This is a genomic window from Marinobacter panjinensis, assembly GCF_005298175.1.
Classification (GTDB): domain Bacteria; phylum Pseudomonadota; class Gammaproteobacteria; order Pseudomonadales; family Oleiphilaceae; genus Marinobacter; species Marinobacter panjinensis.
In genome coordinates, this window is sequence record NZ_SZYH01000001.1 from 2,216,113 (window position 1) to 2,233,193 (window position 17,081).

14 protein-coding genes are annotated in these 17,081 nt (G+C 57.7%); 4 read left to right on the top strand and 10 right to left on the bottom strand.

The window, feature by feature from the left end:
• Positions 1-26: 26 nt before the first annotated feature.
• The 9 genes from FDP08_RS10225 to FDP08_RS10265 all read right to left on the bottom strand — a co-directional run bounded on the left by FDP08_RS10225 (position 27) and on the right by FDP08_RS10265 (position 10,632).
• On the bottom strand, positions 27-1,157 hold the full coding sequence (locus tag FDP08_RS10225; RefSeq protein WP_137436034.1) for a zinc-dependent alcohol dehydrogenase family protein: 1,131 nt from the start codon (positions 1,155-1,157) through the stop codon (positions 27-29).
• Positions 1,158-1,190: 33 nt separating this feature from the next.
• On the bottom strand, positions 1,191-1,865 hold the full coding sequence (locus FDP08_RS10230) for an ABC transporter ATP-binding protein (RefSeq protein WP_137436036.1): 675 nt from the start codon (positions 1,863-1,865) through the stop codon (positions 1,191-1,193).
• Between the two features lies 1 nt (position 1,866).
• Entirely contained in the window at positions 1,867-2,640 is a 774-nt protein-coding gene (locus FDP08_RS10235; RefSeq protein WP_137436038.1) for an ABC transporter ATP-binding protein, read from the bottom strand.
• Entirely contained in the window at positions 2,637-3,581 is a 945-nt protein-coding gene (locus tag FDP08_RS10240) for a branched-chain amino acid ABC transporter permease (RefSeq protein ID WP_137436040.1), read from the bottom strand. The genes FDP08_RS10235 and FDP08_RS10240 overlap by 4 nt, the downstream gene beginning before the upstream one ends.
• Positions 3,581-4,480: a branched-chain amino acid ABC transporter permease gene (locus FDP08_RS10245; protein ID WP_137436042.1), complete on the bottom strand. Its 900-nt coding sequence runs from the start codon at positions 4,478-4,480 to the stop codon at positions 3,581-3,583. The genes FDP08_RS10240 and FDP08_RS10245 overlap by 1 nt, the downstream gene beginning before the upstream one ends.
• A gap of 63 nt (positions 4,481-4,543) precedes the next feature.
• On the bottom strand, positions 4,544-5,863 hold the full coding sequence (locus tag FDP08_RS10250; RefSeq protein WP_137436044.1) for an ABC transporter substrate-binding protein: 1,320 nt from the start codon (positions 5,861-5,863) through the stop codon (positions 4,544-4,546).
• A gap of 86 nt (positions 5,864-5,949) precedes the next feature.
• Complete coding sequence (locus FDP08_RS10255) at positions 5,950-7,320, bottom strand: ABC transporter substrate-binding protein (protein WP_206077287.1); 1,371 nt, start codon at positions 7,318-7,320, stop codon at positions 5,950-5,952.
• 213 nt (positions 7,321-7,533) lie between these two features.
• Positions 7,534-8,889 (bottom strand): sigma-54-dependent transcriptional regulator, encoded by a 1,356-nt coding sequence (locus FDP08_RS10260; RefSeq protein ID WP_228263273.1) that lies wholly within the window; start codon positions 8,887-8,889, stop codon positions 7,534-7,536.
• 39 nt (positions 8,890-8,928) lie between these two features.
• The gene (locus FDP08_RS10265) at positions 8,929-10,632 is read right to left on the bottom strand and encodes a sensor histidine kinase (protein WP_137436048.1); all 1,704 of its coding nucleotides are present in this window, start codon (positions 10,630-10,632) and stop codon (positions 8,929-8,931) included.
• 179 nt (positions 10,633-10,811) lie between these two features.
• On the opposite strand from FDP08_RS10265, the gene FDP08_RS10270 reads away from it, so the two are divergent.
• The 4 genes from FDP08_RS10270 to FDP08_RS10285 all read left to right on the top strand — a co-directional run bounded on the left by FDP08_RS10270 (position 10,812) and on the right by FDP08_RS10285 (position 16,331).
• Complete coding sequence (locus tag FDP08_RS10270) at positions 10,812-13,001, top strand: TonB-dependent receptor family protein (RefSeq protein ID WP_137436050.1); 2,190 nt, start codon at positions 10,812-10,814, stop codon at positions 12,999-13,001.
• A 143-nt stretch (positions 13,002-13,144) separates the two neighbouring features.
• The gene (locus FDP08_RS10275; protein WP_137436052.1) at positions 13,145-14,080 is read left to right on the top strand and encodes an alpha/beta fold hydrolase; all 936 of its coding nucleotides are present in this window, start codon (positions 13,145-13,147) and stop codon (positions 14,078-14,080) included.
• A 38-nt stretch (positions 14,081-14,118) separates the two neighbouring features.
• Positions 14,119-15,690 (top strand): cation:proton antiporter family protein, encoded by a 1,572-nt coding sequence (locus tag FDP08_RS10280; RefSeq protein WP_137436054.1) that lies wholly within the window; start codon positions 14,119-14,121, stop codon positions 15,688-15,690.
• Positions 15,690-16,331 (top strand): methyltransferase domain-containing protein, encoded by a 642-nt coding sequence (locus tag FDP08_RS10285; protein WP_137436056.1) that lies wholly within the window; start codon positions 15,690-15,692, stop codon positions 16,329-16,331. The genes FDP08_RS10280 and FDP08_RS10285 overlap by 1 nt, the downstream gene beginning before the upstream one ends.
• On the opposite strand, the gene FDP08_RS10290 is transcribed toward FDP08_RS10285, so the two are convergent.
• A complete protein-coding gene (locus FDP08_RS10290; RefSeq protein ID WP_137436058.1) occupies positions 16,332-17,075 on the bottom strand; it encodes a putative 4-mercaptohistidine N1-methyltransferase in 744 nt (247 codons plus the stop codon).
• Positions 17,076-17,081 lie beyond the last annotated feature (6 nt).

The following is a 17,081-nucleotide window of genomic DNA, read 5'->3' on the forward strand; positions in this document are numbered from 1 at the left end:
GTCTACCAGTGTTATTGCGTTATGGCCTAATCAAACAGCACAACCTGTCGAACGGCCTTGCCGGAAGCCAGTTTCTCGAATCCGTCATTGATCTCATCCAGCGTCAGGGTGTCACTGAGCAATTTGTCCACCGGTAATTTGCCCTGGCGGAACAGGGTGACATAACGGGCAAGGTCGCGAACCGGCACACAGCTACCGACATAGCTCCCCTTGAGCGTGCGCTCTTCTGCCACCAGACTCACCTGCTGGATAGACACTTTCTTTTCCGGGTGGGCCAGGCCACCGGTGACGGTGGTTCCACCACGGCGAGTGATCTGGTAGGCGAATTCCAGGGCTTTTTCAGACCCGGCCATTTCAATAGCACAGTCAACACCGCCGTTGGTCAATGCCTTGATCCTGTCGACACAACCCTCTTCACCGGAGTTAAAGGCGTGGGTGGCACCAAGTTCTTTGGCCAGTGCCAGTTTGCTGTCGTCCAGATCGATGGCAATCACCTCACCCGCGCCTGCAACCAGAGCCCCCAGCACACTGTTCAGACCAACGCCGCCGAGGCCGATCACAGCAACGGTCTGGCCTGCCTTGATATCTGCCGAGTTGATCGCGGCCCCCACACCCGTCAATACGGCGCAACCGAAAAGTGCAGCGTGATGCAAGGGCAGATCCGCATCAACCTTGACCAGTGAATCCCGCGACACCACCGCGTGGTCCGCAAAGGCGGATACCCCCAGGTGGTGGTTGACCGGGGTGCCGTCCGCCCGATGCAGCCGGTGCTCACCGCTGACCAGAGTGCCAGCATTGTTGGTTTTTGCCGCCGGCTCACACAGGGCCGGACGGCCTTCTGCACAGGGAGCGCAGTGTCCACAACTGGGCACAAACACTGCGACCACATGATCTCCGACACTGAGGTCGCGGACGCCATTGCCGACCGCCTCAACGATACCGGCTGCTTCATGGCCCAACGCCATCGGCACAGGCCTGGGGCGGTTGCCGTCAATAACGGAGAGATCGGAATGGCACAGGCCGGCTGCTTTGATCTTTACCAGCACTTCATTGTCGCCGGGCGGAGACAGCTCCAACTCTTCGATCACCAGGGGCCTGGTGTTCTGATAAGGGCGCTCTGCCCCGATGGCTTGCAAAACTGCGGCTCGAATTTTCATGGCGTATTTCCTCAGTCGGTTTCTGTTCTATGGTCAGGCCAACGAAGCAGACGGGTCCTTTCGGCCCGCGGTTACGGATCCGCGCTCAATGCGCCAGGTGGCGTCCACCAGATCAGCGGAGTGGCTATCGTCGGATTCCGCGATCAGTACCGTCAGGCCCTCTGCGCGCAGGTCGGCAATGACCTCGGACAAACGCCTGGCCAGGACCGGTGCGACACCTTCAAACGGCTCATCCAGCAGAATCAGTTCCCGACCCGGAATCAGCGCCCGGCCCAAGGCCACGAGTTTCTGCTGGCCGCCGGACAACTGCAGGGCCTTTCGCTCACCGAAGTCCGCAATTTCAGGCATCAGCGAATAGACCCATTTCAGGCGTTCTTCACCATCCTTGATGTTATTGGCCCACGCCGGCATGAGCATGTTCTCCGACACAGTCAGGTCCGGTATCAGCCTGCGGTCCTCCGGCATGTAACTGATGCGTAGATTGGCCCGTCGGTGGGACGGCAGTTTGCTGATGTCCTGGCCTTTGAAGGTAATGGATCCCCGGGTCGCAGGCAGAAGACCCATAATGGCGCGAATCAGCGTGGTCTTGCCGGCGCCGTTATGGCCGATCAGACCTGCCATCTGGCCCTGCGGAATGCTCAGGTTAATGTCCCGCAGAATACTGATACCCTCAATGGAAACGTCGAGATTAGCAATTTCAAGGCTCATTTCAGGCGCCTCCTTCGGTTTTAGCCGTCTTCGGCTTGCCGGTCACCAGTTCCTGGACCTTCTCATCCGCCAGTACTTCGTCCACCGGGCCGTCCTTGATCACAATACCACTGGCAAAGGCCAATACCCGCGTCACGTATCGCTGAACAATTTCCATGTCATGCTCAACGAACAATACCGTCAGGCCCCGCTGGCGAACCGCCTCCATTACCGTGTCCATCAAGGTGTATTTCTCTTCCACGCTGACACCGCTGGTGGGCTCATCAAGCAGCAACATCCGGGGGCTCCCCAGCATGGCAATGGCAATGTCCAGCAGCTTGCGTGCCCCCTGAGGCATGGCGGTAACCATTTCATTACGGTACTGCGCGATGTTCATCTGGGCCAGAATTTCTCCAGCCGCTTCCAGCCGCTTTGCCGTGTGCACCGGCCGAATCATCTGGAACTGTTGATGGTCAGCAGCCGCCAGAGCGATCGCCAGGTTGTCGATCACCGGAAGTTCCAGAAACAATTGCGGAATCTGGAAAGAACGGGTCAGTCCCTTTCTCATCAACTTGCGTGGCCCGAGGCCCTTGATGGGTTTACCCCCGAACTCAATGGTGCCGCTGGACGGAGGCAGGTAACCGGTCACCATGTTGATGAAGGTGGTCTTCCCGGCGCCGTTCGCCCCAATGACACCGACAATCTCCCCTTCGGTGATGGTTACATTGATGTCTTCAGCGGCTGTCACCGCACCAAAATACCGGGACAAACCGACGGTTTTGAGAATCTCGGTCATGAGGCCACCCCTTTCTTGCGGGTAAACAGGCTCCAGATGCCTTTGGGCAGGAAGAGAATGATCAGCAGTAGCACGATACCCAGGATCATTTGCCAGGCATTGGGCGCCAGTTCAATGGCATAGGTTCTTACCAGGGTGAAGATCAACGCGGCGATAAAGGGGGCCGCCACATGTCCTGTACCGCCGAGGATAGCGATGAACACGAACTCACCGGAAATGGTCCAGTAGGCCATGGTGGGGTCGACATGGCCAGCGGCCAGCGCAGTCATGGAACCGCCAATAGAGCCGACCGCAGCCGCTATCACATAGTTGATATAGAGCACCTGCTTGCGCGATACCCCCATGTACTCAACCCGCACTTCGTTTTCCCGGATTGCCTCGCAGGCCAGGCCGAGACTGGAGCGGAAATAACGATTGAGAAACAGGGCAATGCCCAGCGCTAACCCGAGCGCCAGCAGCAGGGCGGTCCTTGAACTGCTCTCACCTGAACCCGGGGAGAAGCCCAGGATAGTCCAGTCCACAACACCGAAGCCGTCTGTGCTTCCCAGCCCATGGCTTTTGACCAGAAGCCCGTACAGAATCATCGAGAACGCCAGGGACAACATAGCGAAGAATATTTCCCGGTAGCGCGTGACAAGCAGCCCCAGAATCATGGCAACGCCAACCGTCACCGCGACACCAAGAACAATCAACAGCAGAGCATCCGTTATGCCCAGATAACGGCCACCCAGACCCACAGCGTAGCCGCCAAGGCAATAGAACAGCCCCTGACCAAACGACACCAGGCCCGCCCGCATAAGCATAACCACCCCCATCACCACCAGAGCAGTGGAAATAGCCAGGGTGGCGGTAAAAACAAGCCAGTTCGGAACCACCAGTGACGCCAGGGCAATGGCGACGGCGGCACCTATCAGGGCAATTTCGCTTTTTCCCAGGATCATCAGATTTTCCTCGCAATCACCTGGCCAAACAGGCCATGGGGTCGGAAGATCAACACTCCAGCCATCACGGCGTAAATGATGAACAGTTCCAGTTCGGGCATGGTGTGGATAGACGTCGCTCGCGCAAGACCGACGATGACAGCGCCCACGGCCGCGCCGGTGATGCTTCCCAGGCCGCCGGTCACCACGACTGCAAAAGCCAGTACAATGACCTCAATCCCGAGTCCCGGTACCACGGAGATAATGGGAGCTGTAATACCGCCGGCGATGGCGCCCAGAGTTGCCCCGATCATGAAGGTGATAGTGAACATGCGGCGCACATTAACGCCCATGGCTTCGGACACTTCCCGGTCGTGAATGATGGAACGCAGGATCTTGCCGATCTTTGTGCGCTCAAGCCAGAACCACAAGCCCACGCCAATAACGACCGAGACCACCAGTACCAGCAGGTCGTAACGGGATACAGTCAGTACATCAATGTTGATCCGGCCGAGAGCGGCGTATGGTTGATACGCAAAGTAAGGTGTCGTGCCCCAGATCAGCTTCATTACGTCTTCGAGAATCAACAATACGGCAAACGTAATCAGCAGCATCAGGATCTCATCGCGACCATACATAAGCTTCAGTATGCCTCGCTCAATGGCCAGCCCGGTTAGCGCACCGATCAATATCGCGGAGGCTGCGATAATGGCAAATGCCATGGCCAGATTCTCTCCGCCCCCGGAGTAATACCACCCCAGCGCCGAAGCGGCGGCATAGGCCCCCAGGGCGTAGAGGCTTCCGTGGGCCATGTTCAGAATTCTCATAACGCCGTAGATGACAGTCAAACCCGCCGCCACCAGAAACAACCAGGACGCGTAGATGAAACCGTCGATCAATATTGCCCAGACCGTTAGCATCGGTGTGTACTCCTAATATCGGTCCACCGGCCGCCTTTCAGCGGCCGGTGGTTGATCAGTGGATCAGTTACAGTCGACCCCCGGGAAGCCTTCCTTGATCCATTGCTGGGCGTTGTAGCCATCCGGAGCAGACACACACTCGCCGGAATAGGACCGGACATTGCGCAGTTCAGCCTCACCATTCTCAAAATGGTATTCACCGTAGGACATTGGCTGCAGGGCCTGATGACCACCCGCCAGGGCCATGCGCACAGTACCGCTTACGGATTCGAACTCGGCACCTTTGAGTGCTGCGGCCAGTTGCTCAGAACTGGGCACACCCTCGGCGCCAGAACTATCGGCGGCGAACTTCAGAGCCAGGACCGCTTGAGCGGCCTTAGAGGCCGGATAGCTTGGAGGTGTTCCATGCTCAGCAACATAAGCTTTGGTAAACCATTCGCTCAGGTCATTTTCCGGCATGAAGCCGCCGAAGGGCCCGCGACCACCCAGAATCGTGCCATTGGGTGCCTGGCCGTCAAAACGGTGCAAGCCGGATTCACCGGTGGTAAGAATCGCTGTCGCTTGCGACAGCAGGCCACGCACGTTTGCCTGAGCGGTGAAGGACTCCATATCCCCGCCCCACATGGACGAGTGAACAATGTCTGGACGCTGGGTCTGGAGTGCTGAAATCTCAGTACTGTAACTGCCCTGGAAAAGCTGTGGCGTCTGGTTATTGACGATTTCAGCCTCCGGCATCAGTTGCGCCATGGCCAGGGTAAAATCCTGCCAGGAATCCTGTCCCCAGGCGTAGTTCTGCTGAATACCAGCAATGCGGACAGCGTCCGGACGGGTTTCCGCCAGATAGCGTGCCGCCCCCACGTTATCCGCGACTGCGTCGAGACCGGTACGGAACATGTACTGGGGATCTTCAATCTCCTGGAACAGACGGGAGGTACCGCAGTCGAAAGCGATGGTGAACATCTTCATCTCTTCGGCCACCGGCCCGATCGCCAGGCAGTCGCCGGAGGAGATATAACCGATCACTGCATCGACGTCCTGGCGCTGAACCAGATTCCGGTACTCTTCAACCTGCTTGGTAGGACCACCCGCTTCATCGACGACAACAGATTCGAGTGTCAGGCCATTCACGCCTTTGGTGTTATAAGGCGCTGGCAGACTGCCTTCGTTGATCGCCTTGATCACGATCTCTGCCCCTTGGGCAGCAGGTACGCCAAATGGCCCCGAGGCACCACCAGAAAGAAAGGTCACGAACCCCAGTTTGAAGGATTCCTCGGCACTGGCGGTTGCTGCCATACCCATGACACCGACCGATGCCATGGCCACAGACGTTGCGGTACCCAGAAGCGTTTTTTGCCAGATGGGCCGTTGATTGGAATTTTTCATTTTGTTCTCCTTGATTGTTGTTTTCTGTCGTACTTAAGGTTGTGCTTTTTTTTGCCTTCATTGGTTTGAGTAGTGACCAATCGCGGTCAGCCACCGGGTTCACCGCGTCGCTTTTTCACCAAAGCGGGGGACGGTTTCAGGGATTCAGCATCGTAGACAACCCAGTTGCCCAACATGACGCGGGCAGGAGGGTATTGATCGTTGGCCACGGGCGTTCCGATGGCCTGGGCCTGAACGATCTGGTGGGTATCCGGGTCGATGTAGGAAACGTAGCCCTCGGGATCTTTAGGCAGGGGTATCTCCAGCCCTTCCAGCGCCTCGATCATGGCGTCGGTATCGGTCGCATCGCCGGCAATACGGATCGCCCGGGCTATGGCCAACATGCCAGCGTAGGCCCCCTGGGCGGAATAGCTCGGGTAACGGCCGGATAGCTCGTGAAAGCGGGTAACGAACCGGCGGTTCTGCTCCGTCTCCGGCCAGTTCACGTGATGACGTGCAGACAGTATGAGCCCTTCCGGTGGATCATCCTTCAGGCTGACAAGGGTTTCGTAATCACCGCCGGCATCAAAATTGGCAACCCGCATGTGGCTGAACAACTGCGTGGTACGGGCCTGTTCCAGAAAAGCAATAAAATCACCGCCCCAGAGAGAAACCACCAGCACATCCGGCGGGGACTCCAATAGTGACTGGATGTAAAGCGAATAGTCCGGTTCATACAACTTGGGCCAATAAGTACCGGTTACCTCGTAGCGGGTGCCGTTCTGATTCAGGGCTTGCCTGAGATCGCGCCAGGCGACCCGACCGTATTCATAATCTGGCCCCAGGAAAGCAAGTTTCTGCCAACCGTTTTTCTCCTGAAGTTCTGCCAGGTAACGGGCACCGGCTGCGTGTGAATACCAGGTGTCACTCGATACCCGGAAATAGTAGCGATGCCCCTCCTCGAGGGAGGCTCGTGATGACGCGTGATCGGTCCCCACCATGATGATCTTGCGCTGTTTCGCCAATCGGCTGACGGCCATCCCAACACCGGAGCTGACCATGCCACAGAGAATATTCGCCTCGTCGTTCTGAATGAAGTCTTCAGCCATCCGCACCGCGAACGATGCCTTGGAGCGGGAATCGTCCACAATCACCCGCAGGCGCGGAGCATCAGGGTCAGAGGAGAGTTCTTCGAGAGCAAGCTGGATGGCTACAATGCTGTCCCGGCCAAAGCTGGCGGAGCGGCCGGTCATCGGATACATGCAGGCAACAGTGGCATCGGCATGGCTGTCGTCTACCCCCAACTCTACCCTGCCCACCGGTGGAGTCGATGGCTGGGCCGGCGCTTCTGCACGGAGGGCGCCACTGGCGAGCAATACAATCGCTGCCAAACAGAGCTGCCGTGGCCGCTGGCAAGACCAGAAGCGGTGCAACAGGGTCGGTACTGTCTGGTACAGGCGGGGGTTCAGTCCCGGCAAGTCAGCCTCCCGAGCCGGTCGTGTCCGGCGTATGGTTTTGGATTATTGTTGTAAACCAGTTACAGGGAGGTGTAGCAAGAGTGAGGCCAATGCCCTAAAGCGGGGCCGGAGTCCGGCGTGAGAGGCCCTCCACTTCACTATTGAGCGGTAAAAACAGGAAGAATGAGCGTTATCCGCTCATTTATGACAGCAAGTATGAGCGGAAAGCGCTCATCAACCCATACCCAACCTCTGCAAACGACGCTTGAAGGCGTGGCGGGACAACCCCAAGTGTTCAGCGGCTTTTCCTTTGCGGCCGCCGGTTTTCTCAAGGGCGTCCAGCAACAGCTGACGCTCGGTCTGCTGCAAATGCTGATCAAAGGACGCACTGGCGTGATCCTGATCGGCCGGTGGCCTGATGCTGGTTGCCAGAAATTCACCGGGCAATTGATGGGGGCGAATCGACTGCCCCGGATAGAGAATGGTGAGTCGCTCTACCAGGTTGCGCAGCTCCCGTACGTTACCTGGCCAGCTGTAGGCGCTCAGGCGGGCCAGTGTTTCAGGCAGCATGGTGATGGGCCGGCAACCCTCTTCCCGGGCCTGGGATTCGATGAACATTTCCAGCAGCTTACAAACATCGTCCTCCCGGTCCCTCAATGGTGGAATGGTAAGCTCGATAACGTTCAACCGGAAATACAGGTCCTCCCGGAAGCGCCCGTTACGGACCTCCGCTTCCAGCGATCGATTGGTCGCAGCAATCACCCGGACATCTGACGTTGCGCTGGCGCCGCCGCCCACAGGGCGGTAGTCACCGTTTTCAAGGAAATGCAGGAACTTGGCCTGCAGAGAGAGCGGTAACTCCCCGATCTCATCCAGGAATAAGGTGCCGTTATGCGCCAGAGCCACAAGACCGGCCCGTTTCTGGTGGGCGCCTGTATAAGCCCCTTTTTCGGCGCCGAAGAGTTCTGCTTCAATGAGCTGCTCTGGCAGAGCCGCGCAGTTAATTTCAACAAAGGCTTCGGAGGCCCGGGGGCTGTGCTCGTGAATGGCCTTCGCCACAAGCGCTTTACCGGTTCCTGATTCACCCAGCAAAAGAATCCGTCCAGCGCTGCTGGCCGATACCCGTTGCACCTTTTGCCAGAGCAGCTGCATGGCGTCGCTATCGCCCATCAGGCCGGAAGACGAGGCAGCCCGGCTGCGATGGTAGGCCAGCTCATCACGCATCCGGGTGCGCTCAGTTACCGATTCAACCAGGTGGAGCAACTCATCCAGGGCAAATGGTTTGGTCAGGTAATCCGTAGCGCCGGCTTTCACTGCCTGTACCGCTGCCCGTGTATCGCCATGAGCCGAAATCATCACCACCGGCACATCCGGGTACAGGCGGACCGTTTCGTCCAGAATTTCCATGCCACTCTTACCTGGCAGCCGCAAATCCAGCAGCACCAGGTCGGGGAGACCCCGTTCCAGGATGGCCAAAGCATCCTCGCCGGAATGAGCACAGTTGGTGCTATACCCGGCTTCTTGGAGTGCGAAGGTCAAAGACCTCACAAAACTCTTTTCGTCATCAACGATCAGGATGTTCAGGCGCATAATGGTTTTCAGGTGCTCTCTTTTTATTGGTCTGTCTTTTTAACGGCCTGTTGTCAGGTTACCACTCTTGCCGGCGGGCAGGGTTACAAACACCGTTGTTCCCTGTCCCTGCAGGCTGCGAATATCCATTTCCCCTTCATTGATCTCGATAAGCTGACGGGTAATGCTCAGGCCAAGCCCTGTACCGTCGGAACGGGTGGTAAAGAACGGCTCGGTTACACGCCTGAGGGTTTCCCCGGACATACCGCAACCGTTATCGGTGACCTCCACCGTCAGACAATGACCATTGCGATAGGCTCTGAGATGCACCATCCCTCCCGGCTTGCAGGCCTGAACCGCATTGGCTACAAGATTGACGAGGCATTGAATGATCTGGTCCGGACTGGCGTGAATGGTAAGGCTTGAATCGCCCGTGGTACTGACTGTCACCTGGCGACTGTCCGCCAGCCCGGAGGTAAGTACCGAGGCATGGCGGAAAATTTTGCGGATCTCCACCTGCTGGGCCTCCCCTGGCACCGGCCGGCCATAATCCAGCAGGTCTCCGACGACACGATTTAGGCGATCAATTTCATCCTCGACTGACACCAGCAATTCCCTGCGCTGCTTGTCTGGCTCGCGCTTCTCCAGAGCCTGAACGGTCAACTTGATGGTGGCCAACGGATTACGCACCTCATGGGCAACACCCGTGGCGAATTCCCCGAGCACAGCCATTTTCTCCGCCTGGACGGTGCGCTGGATCATTTCCTGTAAGCGGTCTGCCATGGCGTTGAAGGCGTGTGCCAAAACGTCGATTTCGTCCTTGTCATTTTTGGGAGCCTGCAAACGAAAGTGCAGGTCGCCGGAGGCAAAGGCTTCGGCCCCCTCCATCAACCGGGCGACTCGCCGGCGCAGGCTTCTGGCAAGTGCCCAGAACAGAAGTACCGTTCCCAGGGCCAATACGCCGGCCAAGGCATATAGCCCCAGCTGGGCGTTACGCAACGGACTCAGGATCTCGCCCGCAGAAACCACATAGTCAATACGCCAGCCGGGCAATACTTCCGGACCGGTACGCAGGTCTTTAGGCACCGTTGCCTGAAGGTTACCCGTTGCATCCAGCAGTTCGCCAGTGGGCGTACGCAGGAACGGCCTCAACACCCCGGCCAGATTTTCTGTACGCATCAGTTCAGTCAGCGATGCCAGTCGCACATGCAGGGCAATCGAGCCCTGCACTGCCTGCTCTGCCCCGGTCCGCAACGGCTGGCGTATGAGCAGCCAGGCCGGGCCACCGGTATCCGGCAGCCACGGTCCGATAATGTCACTGATACCGAAATCGACAACGGGTAGCCCCGCCAGCGACCAGCCTTCACGGTTCCAGTATGGGCTTCCGGAAGCGGCCTGGCCCGGAACCACGTCCAACAGGTTGTTGCCGCTATCAAAAAACAGGATGCCATAGAGGTCTGGTGAGTCGGCCTCTACCCGCACCAGTTCCCTGACTCCTTCGGGAACGGCCTCGCTGTATTCCAGATACAATGGCATGGAAGGGTGGGTAGACAGTGTTTCCAACTGATAAACCCGATTTTCGATGAAATTGGTTAGCCGGTTAGCGTTACCGGCGACCTGTGCTTCAAGACGCTCGCCAGCGAGCCGTTCGTTAACCGAGTCCGACACTGCGGTGTACAGCGCACTGAGTACCGCGACAGAACCAATCATCAGGGTCAGGGAAATGAACGAATAACGGCCAACCAGACTGAATCTGGGTTTCATGGCAACCTCATGATGATTGTTATTGGCAAATCGTAACCAGAATAGATGCTTTGATGGATTTCACAAACACTCCACCGCCTTCAATATATGAATACAAATGATAATTTTTACTTGTTGTTAATGGTTATCATTTGTATAGTTGCCCTCCTCATCTAACCATGCTGTAACAGGAGAGCAATATGGCAACACCCTTTTCCCGAAACCTGCTGGCGCTGGCCGTTATTTCCGCCTCACTTCCCGCCATGGCCCAGGAACAGAGCCTGAGCGAACTGGTAATTATCGGTGACGATGCGTCCGCATCCGCCCTGCCGGGCTCCGCTCACGTTGTCTCCAGCGATGACCTGGAAACCATGAAGTATACGGATATTCACAAGGGCGTACGTGAGGTGCCCGGTGTCTATCTGAAGGAAGAAGATGGCTACGGCCTGCGCCCGAACATCGGCATCCGTGGTTCCGGGTCCGGCCGTTCTTCCAAGATCACCCTGATGGAAGACAGCGTGATGATCGCTCCTGCCCCCTACTCGGCACCGGCAGCCTACTACTCACCTACGTTCGGTAGAATGAACGGTATCGAGGTACTGAAAGGACCGGATCTGCTCCGTTACGGCCCGTACACTGTAGGCGGCGCGATCAACCTGCGGTCGACACCGATTCCCTCGTCCGAAGCCGGCCATGTAACGGCAGAAGTTTCGGAAAATGCAGGCAAGCGTATTCACAGCTGGTACGGCAATAGCACTGACAACGCCGCCTTCTTGATCGAGACCTTCCAGGAAGAAACCAACGGCTTCAAGGATCTGCAGCAATCCAGCCGCGACACCGGTTTTGAAAAGCAGGACTATGTCGCCAAGGCTCGCTTCAATTCCGACGCCTCGGCTGACGTCTACCACCAGCTCGACCTGAAGTTCCAGTACAGCGAAGAACTGAGCAACGAAACCTACCTCGGTCTGACTGACGAGGATTTCAGGCGCGACCCTAACAAGCGTTACTTTCTGTCCCGGCTCGACAACATGGACAACCGCCACAAGGGCTACTCTGCGAGGCACATGGTGGAGCTGACCGAAGACCTGTCATTGACCACCACGCTCTACCGCAACGAGTTCAAGCGTAACTGGTTCAAGGGCAACTTCAACAGCCTGATCGAAGCGGCCAACAATGGTGACCAGACAGCCTACAACCAGCTTCAGGGAACCGAGCCTGTCGGCCCATTCACGCTGACCAATGGCGCCCGTGAATACCTGTCCCAGGGCATTGAAGTGAAAGCGGACTATGGCCTCACCCTGGCAGGTATGCGCCACGACATTACTGTTGGTGCCCGCGTGCACGAGGATGAAGCGGATCGCTTCCAGCCCAAGGACCGCTACGAGCAGGTCATCAACAATGGCCGTCCGGCCTTCGAGTTTGTTGAACAGATCGCACCCACCGGTGGCGACAACCGCATTGACGAAGCCGAAGCCCTCAACCTTTTTGTGGCAGACCGGATTGCCATCAACCCGGACCTGACCGTGACCGCCCTGCTGCGCTACGAGGATATCGAAACCTCCCAGACCCGCTGGAGCACAACGCAGCGCACGTCCGCCAGTGAAACCGAAACCGCCAGCAACGACACCAGCGAACTGTTGCCCGGTCTCGGCGCCACCTATCGCCTGAACTCAACGGTTACCCTGATAGGCGGTGTACACCGTGGTATGGCGCCGGCCGGCTCTGGTGGTACCAATGTGGAGCCGGAACTGAGCACCAACTTCGAGGCCGGTGCACGGTATAACGATGGCGCCTTGCGTGCCGAAGCCATCGCCTTCTACAGCGATTACGAAAACACGGTGAGAAACTGCTCTATCGCCAACCCCTGCAGTGTCGGCAACCAGACCATCGATTCCGGAACCGTCAGTGAAGGCGAGTCAGAAATCCAGGGCCTCGAGCTACTGGCCGCCTATGAGTTCACACTGGCGAACGGCCTGGCGGCACCGGTGCAGGCCACCTGGACCTACACTGATGCCGAAGTCACCAGGGATAGCGACGATGGCAGCGTGCTGAAAGGCGACAACCTGGCTGACCTGCCGCAAAATGTTGCCGCTGTGCGCGCTGGCCTGCGTGATGGCGATCTCTGGGATGCCTACGTCAACGTCTCGTATGTTGATGACACCTGCACGGACAATACCTGTGACCGTTCCGGCACAGACAACACCTTCCGCAAAACTGACGACTACACCGTGGTGGACCTCTCCGGCAGCTATGCCCTGAATCCGTCTACCCGTGTTTATGCCAAGGTGGATAACGTGCTTGATGACCAGGAAATTGTGTCCCGCAGCCCCCATGGCGCACGCCCCAACCTGCCCCGGACAGCCTATGTCGGCATCAGTGTTGACTTCTGAGGTCTGAAAGGGACAAGTCCCGTCGCTCAACGGGTTAACTCAGCAATCCTTCGACCCGGTCCTTGACCGGGTCTTTTTTTGGGGTAGTGTAAGCGCTTCTGTAAACGGACGTTTGAAACCCTTCCGCAAGGAGCCGGCCCCCGATGACAGCCAGACCCATTTTCCCCGTGATCGCACTGCTGATCAGTACCCTGCTGCTCAGTGCCTGTTCCCGTCAGAGCCTGTACGACAACGCCATCAGTTGGGAGCGCTCCGGAGCCGGGCTTGAGGCGTCCAGTGTTCAGGTGGATGACATGACCATCGCGTACCTGAGCAACGCGGAACCGGTGGCCGGAGAAACCATCGTACTTATTCACGGCTTTGGCGCCAACAAGGACAACTGGACCCGGCTGGCAGGGGAACTGACCGATGAGTTCAACGTATACGCGATCGACCTGCCCGGCCATGGCGACAGCAGCAAAGCGCTGGACCTGGGATACCGCTTTGAAGATCAGGTAGGCCACGTATCGAAAATCCTTGCAGCTCTGGATATCGATAAACCCCATATGATGGGTAACTCCATGGGCGGCGCCATTACCGCGCTCTACGCAGCCACCTTTCCGGGCCAGGTGCGTTCCGCTGTGCTGTTCGATCCTGCCGGCATCTTCAAGTATGACAGCGAGCTGGTAGAGCTGGTACTGGAAGGTGACAACCCCCTGATTCCATCCAAAGAGGGCGATTTCAAGCGCCTGATTGACTTTGCCCTGGAGAAGAAACCCTTTGTTCCCTGGCCGATTTACGAGGTGATGGAGGAAAGGGCCATCGCCAACCGCGACGTCAATCAGGTGATCTTCGCTGCTATCCGCGACAGCGGATACGAACCCGATTTCCGCACTGCCATCACCCGAATAGAAGTCCCTGTGCTGGTAATCTGGGGCATGGAAGACCGGGTGATCAACTACCGTAACGCCGATGTGTTCGTTGAGCAGATTCCCGATGCCCGCAAAGTTCTGCTTGAAGGCGTGGGGCATGCACCCATGGTGGAGGTTCCAGAGGAATCGGCGCAGCTGTTTCGTGAGTTTCTGGTTGAAACACGGTAGCCTTGCCAAAGCCCTGTTTTTCAACCGTGAAGTAAGCCATGCCTGAAGCCATCTGGATCTCTTTTGCCTTTGCCCTTGGCCTGCTGGTCAAGGCCGTTGGCCTGCCTCCGCTGGTAGGCTACCTGGCCGCCGGTTTCGTGCTCAGCGGCATCGCCGCCGCCACCAACATTGCCGTTGAAGCAACCGATGTGCTGGAGCACATCGCCCACCTGGGCGTGCTGCTGCTTCTGTTTACCGTCGGTCTGAAACTGAAGCTGCGCTCCATTGTAAGCGCTGAGGTCATTGGCGGAAGTCTGCTGCACTTTGGCATCACGTGTCTGGTCTTCACACCGGGCCTTTACCTGTTGATGGAGCTGGACTGGCAAACGGCCTTCATACTGGCCATCGCTCTCTCTTTTTCCAGCACGGTGCTGGCAGCCAAGGTACTGGAGACCAAGCGCGAACTGCGGGCATTTCATGGTCGAGTCGCCATCGGCATCCTGATCATGCAGGACCTGATCGCACTGGTGGTGATGAGCCTGGCCGCAGGCCAGACGCCGTCCCAGTGGGCGCTGATCGTGTTTGGCCTGCCGCTGCTGAGACCCTTGCTGTTCAAGCTTCTGGACGCCAGCGGCCATGATGAGCTGCTTGTTCTTCTGGGATTGTTACTGGCACTGGTTGTCGGCGGCCTGGGCTTCGAAGCGATCGGGCTGAGCTCGGAGCTGGGTGCCCTGGTGTTTGGCGCCATGCTGGCCAACCACCCCCGCTCCCAGGAGCTGGCAAAGTCACTCTGGAGTGTGAAGGAAGTTTTCCTGGTGGGCTTCTTCCTGCAGATTGGTATCGGCGGTCTGCCAGATGGCGAGGCACTGGTGTTCGCGGTGGTCGCCGCGATCGTTCTGCCACTGAAAGGCATGCTGTTCTTCTTCCTGCTGCTACTATTCCGGCTGCGAGCACGAAGTGGTTTCCTCAGCTCTCTGTCGCTGACCAATTACAGTGAGTTCGGCCTGATTGTCGCCAGCGTTGCCCTGCCAGAATGGCTGATTCCCCTGGCGATTACGGTGTCGTTGTCCTTTGTGATTTCCGCACCGGTCAATCGCTACGCTCACTCCCTTTACGAACGCTGGTCCGGTTCCCTGGTGAAGTTTGAAAGCCGGACCCATCACCCGGACGAGCAACCCATTTCTCTCGGCAATACCAGGGTCCTGGTCATGGGCATGGGAAGAACCGGGACAGCTGCCTATGACTGGCTGCGGGAATCCGAAGCGGAGATAATAGGGCTGGATTCGGACCCGGCGAAAACACAGAAACATCAGGAAGCAGGCCGCAATGTGGTCTTCGCCGATGCCGAAGACACTACCTTCTGGCAGGGACTGCACATGCCGGGAGTGAAGGCGGTTATCCTTGCCATGAATGACATCGAGGGTAAAGTGATCGCAGCGCGAATGTTACGCCGCAAGGGGTTTACCGGTTACATCGTGGCCCACACCATGTACGCCGATGAAGCTAAAAAAATCCGCGAGGCAGGTGCTGATGAGGCCTATCTCACCATGAGCGAAACCGGTGTGGCACTGGCCAGCCACCTCCAGGATCAACTGCACGCCATAACATCACAAACCGCGGGGACAACCTGATGTACCAACCCAGGGGTTCCGACGAACACACCATGACCCAGATGACGTCCCTGCATGAGGAACGCCTGAACTTTGTGTTCAGAACGATAAAGACGACTGGTGCCCGGCGCGTGCTGGATCTGGGGTGCGGGTCAGGTTCCCTGCTTTACCGACTACTGGCAGACGATCAGTTCGATGAGGTTACCGGACTGGAAGATTCCGGCGTTTCCCTGCGCCAGGCACGTTCGGTTCTGGCAGATTACCTGAACGAAGAACCTGCCAGGGTCCATCTGATCCGTGGGTCCTACGCCGAGAGCAATCCGGCGCTTGCAGGCTATGAGGCAGCGGCCATGGTGGAAACCATTGAACACGTCAATCCGGAGCAACTTTCACGGGTTGAACGGGCCGTGTTTGGAGAGTATCGGCCCGGCTGCCTGTTCATGACTACCCCCAACCGTGAATACAATCCGCTGTTCGATCTGGCGCCCGGACAATTCCGCGAGGAGGATCACAAGTTTGAATGGGACCGGCTCAAGTTCCAGCGCTGGGCCCGGGGGGTGGCGGAACGTAATGGCTACGCTGTCCATTTCGGCGGTATCGGGGAGTTTGTACCCGATGTCGGGCACCCCACCCAGACCGCCTTTTTCACTCGCATCGGCTGATCAGCGGGTTCTGCGCCAGGCACTGAGTTCTGCAATGGTGTGCTGGAATTTGCGGCGGGTCTCCCGGATCACGAAGGGCACATCCTGCGGCGGCTGTATTTCTTCAAAGTGATGCGACAGGATTTCCCGCATACCGTCCAGAACTGTACGTGGCTGGCCGTTACGTTCAAACCCGCCAATCCAGTTGTTCCTGGGCGTGAACTCTTCCATCAGGGTATAGGGCGAGCTGATCACCAGTGTGCCACCATCGGCGAGGCGCTGGTGAATATCCCCCAGGAATGCCCCAGGATCCTGCAGGCGGTCAATCAGGTTACCGGCAAAAATCAGGTCGTAGTCCCGGTGCTCTTCTCCCAGCCGGCAGGCATCACCCGTGGCGAAGGATACCCGCTCGGCCGCTCTCGCCAGGCCAAGCTCTTCAAGGCTTACCGTGGCTCGCGTTCCCAGTTCCCCTTCGTCCCGGCGAAAATAATCGATCGCTCCCGTATGCCGGAGGTTTTGCGCCGCATCCACAAAGCTTTTCGAAAGATCCACACCAGCAACCTGTTCAAACACCCTGCCAAGCTCGAACGCTGTGCGGCCAACCGCACATCCCAGGTCCAGAGCCTTGCGTTTATCCCGGCCGGCCATCAGTTCCTGACAGATGCCGGCACAACGGGCCGGGTAATTGCCGATTCCGAAATAGCTCTCACCGAAATGAAATCCCAGATACTGGCTGAGCAGTTCGTCGGTTTCGTACACGTTCATGGCTGA